Genomic DNA, 11,981 nt, shown 5'->3' on the forward strand with positions numbered 1-11,981 from the left:
GGGTGGAAACAATTACGCGGAAGGCGGGCCGGACCACATGCGCGTGAGCGTTTGCTTGCGGTCGACGAAATGGTGCTTGAAGGCGCCCGCCGCATGAACGGCCGCGAGCACGACAGTGGTGTAGGCGAGCCAGGCGTGCACGGCTCCCGCCGTATCCTCGAGCCCCTTGTTCTCGCCGGGCGAGGGGACGGAGAACCAGCCGAAGACTTCGATCGGCCGGCCGTCGGCGGTTGAGATCAGGTAGCCGCTGACCATCAGGGCCAGCAGGAGGGGATAGAAGCCCCAGTGAACGATGCGGGCAGCGATGCGCTCGAAGCGGCCGAGATCGCTGTCGTCCGGCTTGGCGTTGGCGATACGCCACCCAAACCGCAACGCGAGAGCGACGAGCAGGAGGATGCCGATGCTCTTGTGAAGCGCAGGGGCCGAATTGTAGTAGGGGCTGTAGTAGTCCAGATCGACCATCCAGAGGCCGAGCCCGAACATCGCGAGGATCGCGATTGCCATGAGCCAGTGCATGAGGCGGCTCACAAGCCCATAACCCGCCAGCGTATCTCGCATCAGCATGCGACCCCCCGACGGCTGCGCTGTTGAAACCGAAGCTGACGTAAGACCCGTCAGGTGCCGTTTCAAGTGAGCGCCTGTGCGAGCCGACGCGTGCAGTGTGCGCGTCCGCAAAGTAGAACGGCCGCAAGCTCTATGCTCGCGGCCGTGTTTACCTAGGGGATCTGGTATCCGCTAGAATCCGAAGTAGAGGCCGAACCCGCGACGGCGGTGATACCGGTACGGGTTGTAATAGTACGGCGAGTATCCGCCATAATAGTACGGGCGATAGTAGTGGCGGCGGTGCCAGCGGTGGTGTCCGCCCCAGTGGCGGTGGCCGCGCCAATGACGATGGCGCCAATGACGGCGTCCGACCTCTTGCACGCTGCTCTCGGCGCCTGCGGCGGACGATTGCGCAACGCCGCTGCTGGCAGGCATCGCGACTGCCGGAGCATTCGCAGAGAATGTCACCGCGCCTACTCCAAGCAAGGCTACGGCTATCAAGCTTCGCATGGTCAACTTCCTTTCTACGTTGATCCCGGCATAGTCTGGCGTTGAGCGATATAACCAATACATTGCGCTACCAATTTGACGGTCTTATTAATCCGCCATCGTCCCTTCTGCTGCGCCATCCCGCACAACAGGAGGAACTTCCACGACAGGAACGCAATGCAAACTACCGGCACCTACACGTTTTCCTATCAACGCAACCGCGTTGCATCGGTTCCTGTGCGCGCAATAGTTCTTATGTATTCCGGACGCGGACCTACGCGCTCAACGATTACTGTCTTTAATGTAGATCGCGATCCCGCGAGTTCAAATGCTCCGCACGGAATTTTGAGCGCCGGGACTCGCGCGTGACGCGGACTTCTCATCACCAGGCTGATCATCTTGGCTATCTCCCGCACGTCGACGGGCTTCGCGCGATTGCGGTTGCGCTCGTCGTCGTGTTTCACGCCTGGCCGAGCGTCCTGCCGGGCGGCTTCATCGGCGTCGACGTCTTCTTCGTCATTTCGGGCTTCATCATCACGCGGCAGCTCGCGGCCGAGATGGAGAGCGGGGGTTTCTCCTATCTCGCCTTCCTCGGCCGGCGCATCCGGCGCCTCATCCCGGCGGCGGCCGTCTGCTGCATCCTGACGGCGATGGCCGCCGCGGTCATTCTGATGCCGGATGCGCTCGAGATGTTCAGCCGGAGCCTCGTTGCCGTCTGGGGAATGCTGGCGAACTTCTACTTTTTCAAGGAAACGGGGTACTTCGATGCACCCGCGGCCGAGGCGCCGCTGCTGCATATGTGGTCGCTTGCAGTCGAGGACCAGTTCTATCTCACGTGGCCTCTTCTGCTGCTGCTGCTGTTCAAGCGCCAGTGGACGCGGCCGCAGATGCTCGTGGCGCTTGCCCTGCTCGCCGCCTTGTCACTTGCCCATTCCCAGCATGCCGCGACGCACCATCCCCAGGCGGCGTTCTTCCTGCCGCTGTCGCGGGCCTTCGAGTTGCTGGCCGGCTGCGCGTTGGCGCTCGCGCTCCCGTTCCTGACAACGCCGTCGCGCGGGCGCGGGCTGATCGACGCCGCGGGGCTCATCCTCGTGCTCGGATCCGCCGTCCTGCTGTCGGGCCAGACGCCGTTTCCCGGCTTCGCCGCGGTGCCGGCCATCGTGGGGTCGATGCTGCTCATCGGCACGGGACTCACGGGATCCACGCCCGTGTCGCGCGTGCTGTCGCTTCCGCCGGTGCTGCTCGTTGGCAAGATGAGCTATTCGATCTACCTCTATCACTGGCCGGTGCTGGCATTGGCGACCTATGCGCTCGGGCGGGCGCCTAACGCTGCGGAAGCGGGCGTGCTGGTCGCTGTCGCGCTGGTGCTCGCGGCGCTCTCGTGGGTGCTCGTCGAGCAGAAGCTCACGAGCGCGCTCAAGCTGCACAGCATGACACCCTTCCCGCTGATCGCACGCGCACTCGCCACGAGCGCTGGTCTCGTTGGCCTCGCGCTGATCGGAATTGCTGGCGAGGGATTGCCGCAACGCCTCGACCGGCCGGCCGCGGAGGTTTACCACGCTGCATCCTCGGGCAATCCGCTGCGGAGCGTCTGCGACGGCTACGATGCCGCATTCGACCATCACACCCACTGCACCTTCGGCGCGCCGCTGACGTCCAAGGGCTATGACATCGCGATCTTCGGCGATTCCAATGCCGATCATTTCGTGCCGATGGTCGCAGCCCTCGCGCACGACGCCCATCTGTCGGGCCGGCAGGTGACGCAGAGCGCGTGCGCGGCTCTGATCGGCGCGTCGCGGCTGGGGCCAGCGAGCCAGCAGGAGCCCTGCACGCGCTACCAAGAGACGGTGCTCGACTTCATCAAACGGAATCCCAACCTCAAGGTGGCCGTGCTGTCGTCGGCGTGGGGCGGCTACACGACGGTCGAGACCAACCGCCTGCTGACGCCGGCCGGTCCACCCGAGCGGCGGAGTTTCGCCGAGTTCGCGCGCTCAACAGTCGAGATCTTCCGCAAGCACGGGATCAAGGTGCTCATCATCGGGCAGATCCCGCATTTCAAGACGTTCACGCTCTCCTGCCTCGCGGCGGCGGCGCGCAACAAGACGAGGGACGTGGACTGCACGGCCCCGCGCGCCGAGATCGATCGCGCGCTTGCGGCGTCGCAGATGGCCTTTCGGGAGATCGCCAGCGCCGACCCCGGCGTGACCTTCCTCGACATGGTGAAGCTGCTCTGTACGGAGCAGCGTTGCAGCGCATTCAAGGACGACGTGCTGGTCTACCGCGACCGCGGACATCTCAACGCGATCGGGTCGGCGTATCTGGCGCGCTATGCGACGTTGCCGGCGCTCAACCCTTAGAAGGCTCGCGGCCTCATAAGCGTCAAGCCGCCGAGGCCACGCCCGCGACAGCCGCGGCTTGCGCGGGGCGGCGCGGCTTTCTCAGCTCGACGATGAGATTGTCGTCGAACAACGACATCCAGTTCATCCAGCGGAACTCGTAGCCGATGCTGGTGGCGAGCGCCTTCAACGACTTCGGCGTGAAGTAGTTCACGTGATCGGGAAAGCGGAAGCCGCACCACTCCGAGCCCATGATGAAGCGGTTGGCAGAGTTGTAATTGGGCGAGCGCAGCAAAATCGTGCCGCCGGGCTTCAGGCGCTTGAAGGCGCGTTCCAGGATCAAGCGCGGCTGCGCCTCGTGCTCCAGGTAGCTGCGCATCAGGATGCTGTCGAAGAAGTTCTCGTCGAACCGCTCGATGCCCGTGGTGGCGGGCTCGTGATAGACCGCGCCGCCGCGCGCCTCGAAAATGGGGCGTGCTTTCTGGCTCAGGCCTTCGCTGATTTCGATGCCGTAGGGGGTGGGTCCATCTGGAATGCGGGTCGAGCCGCCGCAGCCGATCTCCAGCACACGCCCGCCGGCCCCGACAGCGCGCTGATGGCGCCGGCGGTCCACGACCTTGCCGAACTTGAGGCGAAAGCGCGTGAGCGCATCGAAGCGGGCCAGCTTGTTGGTTTTCTTGCGCCGCTCTTTTTCCTCGGCGTGCTGCTTCTCCCACGCATACGTGACGGAGAGATCCTCGTAGTCGGGAACGGTGCCGAGATAGACGAAGCCGCAATGGTCGCACGCGACGACCGGCCAGGGGCTGCGCGTATACTTCGGCACGATGGTCTTGCCCGACTTCAGGCAGACCTCGCAGGTCGTGCGCTCGTGGGCTGTCGTGTCAGGCATGAGTGCTTGCGCCATGTGCTTCCCTCGCGCGGAGCATAAGACCGGTTGGCCATATAGCTAGCGGGCAAGCGCGATAGGAGCAAGATCGGCCGCCCGCCCTTCAAACTACCTTCAGCCCAGCGGGCCGCTTCTAAGGGCCGCGATTTCGGCGTTCAGGGTGTCGCGCAGGACGGTCATGGCTGCGGTGCGCAGCCCGTCCTCGTCCATCGTGCCCTTCACAGGGATCTCGACGGTGGCCTCGATCCATTGCCGAGACACAGCCGGGTCCGGCTCATCGCCGATCACGAGGTGAACCAGCACCGCGCGGCCGACGCCATGCATTTCGATCTGATGCAGCTTCAAGCCCCATCCTCCGCCAGTCCCGCGCGAAGAAAAACTAAGGTCGAGATGCGGCTGAGATGAGGCAAACCTCATGCGTGGGAGCGCAAGAAAGGCATGTCGTGGCGGAGTCTTCCGCCGCCATGACGGCAAGCACGATTGGACCACCACCGACAATCCGCGCGCCGTTGACCATGTTGGCCGAACTGCGCCCCTCAGGGGAATTCAGGGCGTAGTCCCAGCACGCATCGATATCGCCATTGCGCTGAGCTTCGTTGCCCCCCGGCGTGCTGAAGGCAAGTTCGGGCGGAGCGGTCCCTCATGCTCCAAGCAGGACCGCCCCTGCGCACACACACGTTCCCACGCATGCGAAGCGCAATTCACCCACTCCCCGCGTGTCGATTGCCCTACAGCGGGATGTTGTCGTGCTTCTTCCAGGGGTTCTCGAGGGTCTTGTTGCGCAGCATGTTGAGCGCGCGGCAGATGCGCCGGCGCGTACCGTGCGGCAGGATCACCTCGTCGATGTAGCCGCGCTCGGCGGCCACGAACGGGTTGGCGAACCGCTTCTGATACTCGTCGATGCGGGCCTGGATCTTGGCCGGATCACCGAGGTCGGCGCGATAGAGAATCTCGGCCGCACCCTTGGCGCCCATGACCGCGATCTCGGCCGAGGGCCAGGCGTAATTCACGTCGCCGCGGATGTGCTTCGAGCTCATGACGTCGTAGGCGCCGCCGTAGGCCTTGCGCGTGATCAGAGTGACCTTCGGCACGGTGGCCTCGGCGAAGGCGAACAGCAGCTTGGCGCCGTGCTTGATGAGGCCGCCGTATTCCTGCGCGGTGCCCGGCAGGAAGCCCGGCACGTCGACCAGGGTGATGATCGGGATCTCGAAGCAATCGCAGAAGCGCACGAAGCGTGCGGCCTTGCGCGAGGCGTCGCTGTCGAGCACGCCGGCCAGCACCATCGGCTGGTTGGCGACGATGCCGACGGTGCGGCCTTCCATGCGCGCGAAGCCCGTCACGATGTTGCGGGCGTAGGCTTCCTGGATCTCGAAGAAGTCCGCCTCATCGACGACCTTCAGGATCAGCTCCTTCATGTCGTAGGGCTTGTTCGGATTGTCGGGAATGAGCGTGTCGAGCGAATAGTCCGGACGGTCGACGCTGTCGGACGTCGGCAGAGCCGGGACGCCGGACTTGTTGTTGGCCGGCAGGAAGTCCATCAGGCGGCGCATCTGCAGGAGCGCCTCGACGTCGTTCTCGTAGGCGCGGTCGGCGATCGAGGATTTGGTGGTGTGGACCTTGGCGCCGCCGAGCTCTTCGGCCGTCACCGTTTCATTCGTGACAGTCTTCACGACGTCCGGGCCGGTCACGAACATGTAGCTCGTGTCCTTAACCATGAAGATGAAGTCGGTCATGGCGGGCGAATAGACGTCGCCTCCGGCGCAGGGGCCCATGATGACGGAGATCTGCGGGATGACGCCCGACGAGAGCACGTTGCGCTGGAAGACTTCGCCGTAGCCGCCGAGGGCGTCGACGCCTTCCTGGATGCGCGCGCCGCCGGCATCGAACACGCCGATGATGGGCGCGCGGTTCTTGAGCGCCATGTCCTGGATCTTCATGATCTTCTGGGCATGGGCCTGAGACAGCGAGCCGCCGAAAACCGTGAAGTCCTTGGCGAACACGTAGACGGTGCGGCCGTTGATGGTGCCCCAGCCGGTGACCACGCCGTCGCCCGGGGTCTTCTGCTTCTCCATGCCGAACTCGGCGCAGCGATGCTCGACGAAGGTGTCGAATTCCTCGAAGGAGTTGTCGTCCATCAGAAGCTCGATACGCTCGCGCGCGGTCAGCTTGCCGCGCTTGTGCTGCGCCTCGATGCGCGCGAGACCACCACCCAGACGGGCGTTATCGCGCCGGCGCTCAAGCTCCTCGATCACTTCCTTCATAAGACCCCATCCCGTATGTAAATGTACGATGACACGTCGTGCTGCGGCGTGGGATAGCACAGCACTCGGCGGCCAGCCAATGGGAGCTTAGGCCGGACCGGTGCGGCTTGGCGTTTGCCCTCGGGCCGCTGCCCCCAACTCAGGAGAAGAAGTCCATGGCGAAGGCGGTCCACATGATGGTGCGGGTGCTCGAGGAGGAGCGCAGCGTCGCCTTCTACAGCGCCGCGTTCGGCCTCGCGGTGGCGCAGCGGGTCGATTTTGCCGATTTCACTCTGATCTACATGAGCAACGCGGAAGCCAGCTTCGAGCTCGAGCTGACGGTCAACAAGGGCCGGAGCGAGCCTTACGACCTGGGCAACGGCTACGGGCACCTGGCCTTCGTGGTGGACGACCTGGCGGCAGAGCGCGCCAGGATCGAGGCCGCCGGATATTCCCCCAAAGATATCAAGCAGATGACCCATAACGGTCAACCATTCGGCCGGTTTTTCTTCATCGAGGACCCGGATGGCTACAAGATCGAGGTGCTGGAGCGCGGCGGCCGCTTCGTCTGAGCGGCTTGCCCCGGCTAGTTGCTCATACTGCTGACGCGCGAGGATCCTGCCGACGTTGCGCTCGTGGATGTTTGGATGGATCCCGGCCGTCCGTGCGAAGCATGGCTCCGCCATGACGCAGGGATGACGGTGGGAAGTTGGCTTCCTCTCGGATGCGCATATGCTCGCACGCGGGCCAGATGCGGAGCGCAAGCTTCGCATCAGCAAATGCCAATAACCCTTTGACTCATCGTATCGTTTCGTGCCCGGCACTTGTCGATGCAGCTCGGCTGCAGCGTTATGTGCCGCGGTCCGCAACGACATGCGCCATCAGGGCGGGTCGGAGGGCGGCACCATGCATCATATCGTGCCAAAGGCACCTGGCGTTGCACACCCCTCGCATCCTGTGGTGCCGGAGGGCGGGCAAGCGGCCGCCTCCGCCAAGACCACCGTCTCCACCTCCGGCGCGGGCCACGTTTCTGCCTGCGGCGCGGGGCACCATTCCACCTCCGGCGCAGGTTTGGCCTGCCCCCACTCCGGCGCGCCGTGCCCGGCGCTCTCGGCCTTCTTTCCGCACGCCGAAGCCGTGGCCGGCCCGGACGCCGCCGACATTCAAGCTTTCGTTCGCTCGCTGATGCCCTGCGGCCAGTGCCGCGTTGCATCGGCGGCCGGCCGCGACACTCTCCGCCACCTCCGTCTCGGCCAACGCGAACGTGACATCCTGCTCGCAGCCGCCGCGCAGAGCGCCCTGGTCCTCACCGAACCCGGCATGACGCGGTCTCTCAGCGCGGCCCGGCGGCGGGCGGCCCTGTCGCTCGGCAAGGCCGGGCTCGTCGCCCCGGTCGCGATATCGACGACGGACGGTAAAAAAGAGGCCGGGGGACCGGCCAAGACGGCGCCCCGGGCCACCATCGCGCTAACGCCGCTCGGCCACTATGTGATGGCCGCCTACGGGCGCTTCATCGCGACCGGAAAGCCGGTGCGCTGGACGCGCCCGGCGCGTGGCGCCGAGCTGCCGGGGCGCGATCCTTCGGACCTGATCGAAGACACGCTGTCCCTCACCCAGGCGGCGTTGCGCGAGACGCTCAGCGAGCTCACGGGCGTGCTGATCGCCGCCGTCGGCCGGCCGCTCAAATCACCGGGCCTGCTCGATACGCTCACGCGGCATCTGGAGCGCAAGGCGACCCTGCTCAAGGCGGTGCTGGAACCCTCCCGCAACATCGTGGCCCTTGCTCCTTCGGGCACGCGTTCGACCGCTTGAACGGCGCCTCGTTCGCCCCATATCAACTACGTCCGGAGCCGAAAAGGGCCGGGCCGGCGGCGATCCCCGTGGATGCCGCTCGCATTTGAAGGTCGCTTCAGGAAGGACTTTCGCTGTCATGAGCAGACTATCTGTGCTGTCCAATCCGCTGCTGCTCGGGTTTGAAGAGATCGAGCGTCTCATCGATCGCACCGGCAAGGGCGCGAACGAAGGTTACCCGCCGTACAACATCGAGCGCATTGCGGCGCAATCGGGCGAGAAGGAAAAGCTGCGGATTACCGTGGCGCTGGCGGGGTTTTTGCGCGACCAGCTCGAGATCACCGTCGAAGACAACCAGCTCGTGGTCCGCGGCCGCCAACAAGACGACAAATCGCGCGAGTATCTCTATCGCGGCATTGCGGCGCGCCAGTTCACGCGCACGTTCGTGCTCGCGGACGGGATCGAGGTTCAGTCGGCTGAGCTTTCGAACGGGATGCTGGCGATCGATCTGGTGCGCCATGAGCCGCACCGCCTGGTCCGGCGGATCGAAATCGAGAACGGCTGAGGCTAATGCGTCCTTACGACGCGAAAGCGGGGCGAGAGGCAAGTGATTCAAATGGGCTAGATGCCCGCCCGCTACAGCCAAATCCATGGAATCGGACAATCATGGAAGCTAGGTGCGAAGGATTTTCGCACCCTTGAACGTTTCCATGACGAGAATACCTCGAGAGAGGAGGAGTTGCGTCATGAAAGAGAACACCACAAAGCGGCGCCGCTCGACGCGGTCAGCAGCAATCGTTCCTGTGATGAGCGAAATCGAGCTCGCAAGGCTCGGCGGCGGACAGGTCGCCTATATCAAGACGATGTCCTCCGACGAAGCTCTGCAGATGTTCCCGGCCATCGAAGATCTGCCGCGCGGCATCAACCTGTTTGCGCTCCATGCAGCCGACGGTACACCGATCGCGCTGACGGATACGCGTCAGGCCGCGCTCAGCCACGCCATGGACGGTGAACTGGAAATCGCCAGCGTCCACTAACGGCGCGGATCGGCGAATAGATCGAGGGCGAGCCTGCTCAGCGGGCTCGCCCTTTTTTCATGCCGCGATTGAGGCCACGGGCGTTCGGTGGGCACTCGGGAAGAGGGCGCGCCCGCCTCCCACGCTATTTCGATTTGCAGGCGTCGAGCTTCTGCTGGCGCGCCTGCAGCTCGGCCTTCCATTGGTCGGGACCGACGCCGCCGCACCAGGCGATGTGAGCCTTCATATCCGGGCTCCATTGGGGGCCGGTGAAGCCGCACTTGCTCTCGGCTGCTTCCTGCTGCTGCTGCATGGCGAGCTTGGCGTACATGTCGCAATTGGCCGCCGCGTGAGTGCCCGGCGACAAGACCGCCGCGCCGGCGAGTGCGGCCAGGCAGGCGGAGCCTCCGAAGGCCGGTCTCGCGGTGATGGTGAGACGTGGAAAACGCATGGTCGACCCCAATTCCTTCACGCCGGCGATGGCGGATGCGCTCGATCGTGTCCCAGACGGCCTGAACCACGCCTGAATGTGGACCAGGGAGCGCGCCGGTTTCAACTCTTTGGTTGCTCGTGCTTCTTATCGAACATTGTCTTCGCTGGCACGGCTTCGCCATGACGTCGCTGACACGGCTTCGCCATGACCGGGTTCCACTTTTTCGGAAGCGCTCGTTGCCCGTGCTTCTTGTCGACAAGGAAGAACTCTAGACCGTGAAGCGGCGCGCGATGTCGGCCATGGCCGCCCGCGTCTGTTCGGTCCAGGGCGCGACGTTGGAGGAAATCAGGTTCGCTTCCGACCGCAGCACGAGCCCGTCGTCGAGGATCCTGAGCCCGTTGGCGGCCAGCGTCGTGCCTGTCGTGGTGATGTCGACGATCAGCTCGGCGGTGCCCGCGGCGGGGGTGCCTTCGGTCGCGCCCAGGCTTTCGACGATGCGGTAGTCCGACATGCCGCGCGCAGCGAAGAAGCGGCGCGTGAGGTTCAGGTACTTGGTCGCGACGCGATACCACCGGCCGTGCGTGCGCCGGAACAACAGGGCGATCTCGGCCAGATCGTCCATGTTGCGCACGTCCACCCAGCAGTCCGGCACGGCGACGACGACGTCCGCATTCCCGAAGCCGAGCTTTTTTACGAACGTGACGCGGGTGGCCGCGTCCGACATCTGCTCGCTGACGAGATCCTCGCCGGTGACGCCGAGATGCACGCGGCCGGTTTTGAGATACCAGGCGATTTCGGACGCCGACACGAAGGCGACGTCGATCTCGGGGTGGCCCACGATCTCGCCGCGATAGCCGCGTTCGTTGCCGGTCTTGCGCAGCGTCAGGCCGGCCACGGCAAAGGCTTCGGCCGTCTGCTCCATGAGGCGGCCCTTCGACGGTACGGCCAGGATGAGCTTGTCAGGAGTTCCGTTGCTCACGGCGCACCTCCGTTGGCGTGCGTGGTCCCATTGGCCAGAGCCGTGACCAGGCGATCGGTGTGCACGGCGGCGCCGACCGCGGGCACGTCCTCGGGCGCGCCGACGGCCTTCAGCAGATGATCGTAACGGCCGCCGCCCGCGACGGGGCTACGGCGGCCAAGGCCCGGCGTTACGACCTCGAACACGAAACCGGTGTAGTAGGCGAGCGAGCGGCCGAAATCGGCGGAGAACTCCGCGCGCTCCAGGTCCAGGCCCGACTGAGCCATCAATTCCAGCCGCCATTCGTAGGCGCCGACCGCTTCCTCGATCTGGATGCCCATCAGCGTCGCCAGCTCGCGGATGCGCCGCACGGAGGCGCGCGCGGGCGCCACGATGGCGACGTAGCTCGCGATCAACTGCGCCGTCTTGGCCGAGAGCGGCTCGGAACGCGCGTCGGCCACGCGGCCGAGCAGGTTGGCGGTGATCTCGGGTATGTCGCGCAGGCCGATCTGCTCGATGCCGTTCGCTTCCAGATACCTTGTGACGGCGGCCTCGGCGCCGGCCGTGTCGTCGGGATCGAGCGTGCGCAGTTCGGCCGGGATGTGCGCCGACGCGGCGCCCGGCTCGACCGTGAGGCGGGCAAGTTCCGCCTTGAAGGCCTGCGGGCGCACGAACAGGTGCATCAGGCGCTGACGCCAGCGCGGCGGCATGTCGGCCGCCTTCAGAATGGCGCGCAACAGGCCGAGATCGCCGAAGCGGAGCTGATACGACGCCAGGCCCGCCGCTTCGAGACCAGCCGCAATTGTCGTCACGACCTCGGCGTCGGCGCGCTCGCGGTTGACCTCGCCGAAGGCTTCGATGCCGGTCTGGCGGAATTCGCGCGTGTGGGCGAGGCCGCTGCCGAGCGGCTGAAAGCGGAACGCCAGGCCGTCGTAGCTGTACTTCGCCGGCACACTGGCCTGCGGGTGGCGCTCAAGGTGCAGGCGGCAGGCCGGCACGGTGAGGTCGGGGCGCATGCACAGCTCGTCGCCGTCGGGATCGGAGAAGACGTACGTCCGCGCGCGGAGCGACTCGCCCACAACGTCGAGGAACACGCCCGCGGGCTGGATGATGGCCGGGCTCACGGCTTCATAGCCGCCGCGCGTGAACGCGCCGAGCAGCGTCTGGGCGGAGGCTTCCGTCGCCTCGAAGTGCTTCACCGTCTCAGCGGGCATCGGGTCTCGTTTCGACTCGTCTCTCGTGTCGTGCCTTTATCGGAAAACCGGGTTCCATTTTTCCGGAAGCACTCG

Annotated in this window: 13 protein-coding genes; 5 read left to right on the forward strand and 8 right to left on the reverse strand. The window is 65.2% G+C overall.

From position 1 onward, the window contains the following. Positions 1-12: 12 nt before the first annotated feature. Positions 13-564, reverse strand: coding sequence for a cytochrome b (locus K2Y42_RS12460; protein WP_291152868.1), 552 nt, complete (start codon positions 562-564; stop codon positions 13-15). Between the two features lie 171 nt (positions 565-735). Next, the gene (locus K2Y42_RS12465) at positions 736-1,011 is read right to left on the reverse strand and encodes a hypothetical protein (RefSeq protein WP_291152869.1); all 276 of its coding nucleotides are present in this window, start codon (positions 1,009-1,011) and stop codon (positions 736-738) included. A 386-nt stretch (positions 1,012-1,397) separates the two neighbouring features. On the opposite strand from K2Y42_RS12465, the gene K2Y42_RS12470 reads away from it, so the two are divergent. Then, positions 1,398-3,389 carry an acyltransferase family protein gene (locus K2Y42_RS12470; protein WP_291152871.1) on the forward strand — a complete coding sequence of 664 codons (1,992 nt, stop codon included), beginning with the start codon at positions 1,398-1,400 and terminating at the stop codon, positions 3,387-3,389. A 22-nt stretch (positions 3,390-3,411) separates the two neighbouring features. Here the strand turns inward: K2Y42_RS12470 and K2Y42_RS12475 are convergent, their stop codons facing one another. The 3 genes from K2Y42_RS12475 to K2Y42_RS12485 all read right to left on the reverse strand — a co-directional run bounded on the left by K2Y42_RS12475 (position 3,412) and on the right by K2Y42_RS12485 (position 6,515). Then, on the reverse strand, positions 3,412-4,272 hold the full coding sequence (locus K2Y42_RS12475) for a class I SAM-dependent methyltransferase (protein ID WP_291152874.1): 861 nt from the start codon (positions 4,270-4,272) through the stop codon (positions 3,412-3,414). A gap of 96 nt (positions 4,273-4,368) precedes the next feature. Then, on the reverse strand, positions 4,369-4,599 hold the full coding sequence (locus K2Y42_RS12480; RefSeq protein ID WP_291152876.1) for a hypothetical protein: 231 nt from the start codon (positions 4,597-4,599) through the stop codon (positions 4,369-4,371). 383 nt (positions 4,600-4,982) lie between these two features. Further along, entirely contained in the window at positions 4,983-6,515 is a 1,533-nt protein-coding gene (locus tag K2Y42_RS12485; RefSeq protein WP_291152879.1) for an acyl-CoA carboxylase subunit beta, read from the reverse strand. Between the two features lie 155 nt (positions 6,516-6,670). Here K2Y42_RS12485 and K2Y42_RS12490 point away from each other — a divergent pair, with 155 nt between their 5' ends. The 4 genes from K2Y42_RS12490 to K2Y42_RS12505 all read left to right on the forward strand — a co-directional run bounded on the left by K2Y42_RS12490 (position 6,671) and on the right by K2Y42_RS12505 (position 9,322). Further along, entirely contained in the window at positions 6,671-7,066 is a 396-nt protein-coding gene (locus K2Y42_RS12490; protein ID WP_291152881.1) for a VOC family protein, read from the forward strand. A gap of 334 nt (positions 7,067-7,400) precedes the next feature. Continuing rightward, the gene (locus tag K2Y42_RS12495; protein ID WP_291152883.1) at positions 7,401-8,306 is read left to right on the forward strand and encodes a hypothetical protein; all 906 of its coding nucleotides are present in this window, start codon (positions 7,401-7,403) and stop codon (positions 8,304-8,306) included. A gap of 118 nt (positions 8,307-8,424) precedes the next feature. After that, positions 8,425-8,850 carry an Hsp20 family protein gene (locus K2Y42_RS12500; protein WP_291152885.1) on the forward strand — a complete coding sequence of 142 codons (426 nt, stop codon included), beginning with the start codon at positions 8,425-8,427 and terminating at the stop codon, positions 8,848-8,850. 181 nt (positions 8,851-9,031) lie between these two features. Next, entirely contained in the window at positions 9,032-9,322 is a 291-nt protein-coding gene (locus K2Y42_RS12505) for a DUF1150 domain-containing protein (RefSeq protein WP_366512393.1), read from the forward strand. Between the two features lie 124 nt (positions 9,323-9,446). Here the strand turns inward: K2Y42_RS12505 and K2Y42_RS12510 are convergent, their stop codons facing one another. The 3 genes from K2Y42_RS12510 to K2Y42_RS12520 form a co-directional block, all read right to left on the reverse strand. Continuing rightward, entirely contained in the window at positions 9,447-9,752 is a 306-nt protein-coding gene (locus K2Y42_RS12510) for a hypothetical protein (RefSeq protein WP_291152887.1), read from the reverse strand. Positions 9,753-10,002: 250 nt separating this feature from the next. Beyond that, entirely contained in the window at positions 10,003-10,713 is a 711-nt protein-coding gene (hisG, locus tag K2Y42_RS12515; protein ID WP_291152888.1) for an ATP phosphoribosyltransferase, read from the reverse strand. After that, positions 10,710-11,906: an ATP phosphoribosyltransferase regulatory subunit gene (locus K2Y42_RS12520; protein ID WP_291152891.1), complete on the reverse strand. Its 1,197-nt coding sequence runs from the start codon at positions 11,904-11,906 to the stop codon at positions 10,710-10,712. The genes hisG and K2Y42_RS12520 overlap by 4 nt, the downstream gene beginning before the upstream one ends. Positions 11,907-11,981 lie beyond the last annotated feature (75 nt).

The organism is Hyphomicrobium sp., assembly GCF_019744875.1.
Taxonomy (GTDB): Bacteria; Pseudomonadota; Alphaproteobacteria; order Rhizobiales; family Hyphomicrobiaceae; genus Hyphomicrobium_C.

Excerpts from the sequence above, each read along its gene's own strand:
- K2Y42_RS12485 (WP_291152879.1), bottom strand. The coding sequence starts at position 6,515 with ATGAAGGAAGTGATCGAGGAGCTTGAGCGCCGGCGCGATAACGCCCGT.
- K2Y42_RS12460 (WP_291152868.1), bottom strand. The coding sequence starts at position 564 with ATGCTGATGCGAGATACGCTGGCGGGTTATGGGCTTGTGAGCCGCCTC.
- K2Y42_RS12500 (WP_291152885.1), top strand. The coding sequence starts at position 8,425 with ATGAGCAGACTATCTGTGCTGTCCAATCCGCTGCTGCTCGGGTTTGAA.
- K2Y42_RS12495 (WP_291152883.1), top strand. The coding sequence starts at position 7,401 with ATGCATCATATCGTGCCAAAGGCACCTGGCGTTGCACACCCCTCGCAT.
- K2Y42_RS12505 (WP_366512393.1), top strand. The coding sequence starts at position 9,032 with ATGAAAGAGAACACCACAAAGCGGCGCCGCTCGACGCGGTCAGCAGCA.
- K2Y42_RS12510 (WP_291152887.1), bottom strand. The coding sequence starts at position 9,752 with ATGCGTTTTCCACGTCTCACCATCACCGCGAGACCGGCCTTCGGAGGC.
- K2Y42_RS12475 (WP_291152874.1), bottom strand. The coding sequence starts at position 4,272 with ATGGCGCAAGCACTCATGCCTGACACGACAGCCCACGAGCGCACGACC.
- K2Y42_RS12520 (WP_291152891.1), bottom strand. The coding sequence starts at position 11,906 with ATGCCCGCTGAGACGGTGAAGCACTTCGAGGCGACGGAAGCCTCCGCC.
- K2Y42_RS12490 (WP_291152881.1), top strand. The coding sequence starts at position 6,671 with ATGGCGAAGGCGGTCCACATGATGGTGCGGGTGCTCGAGGAGGAGCGC.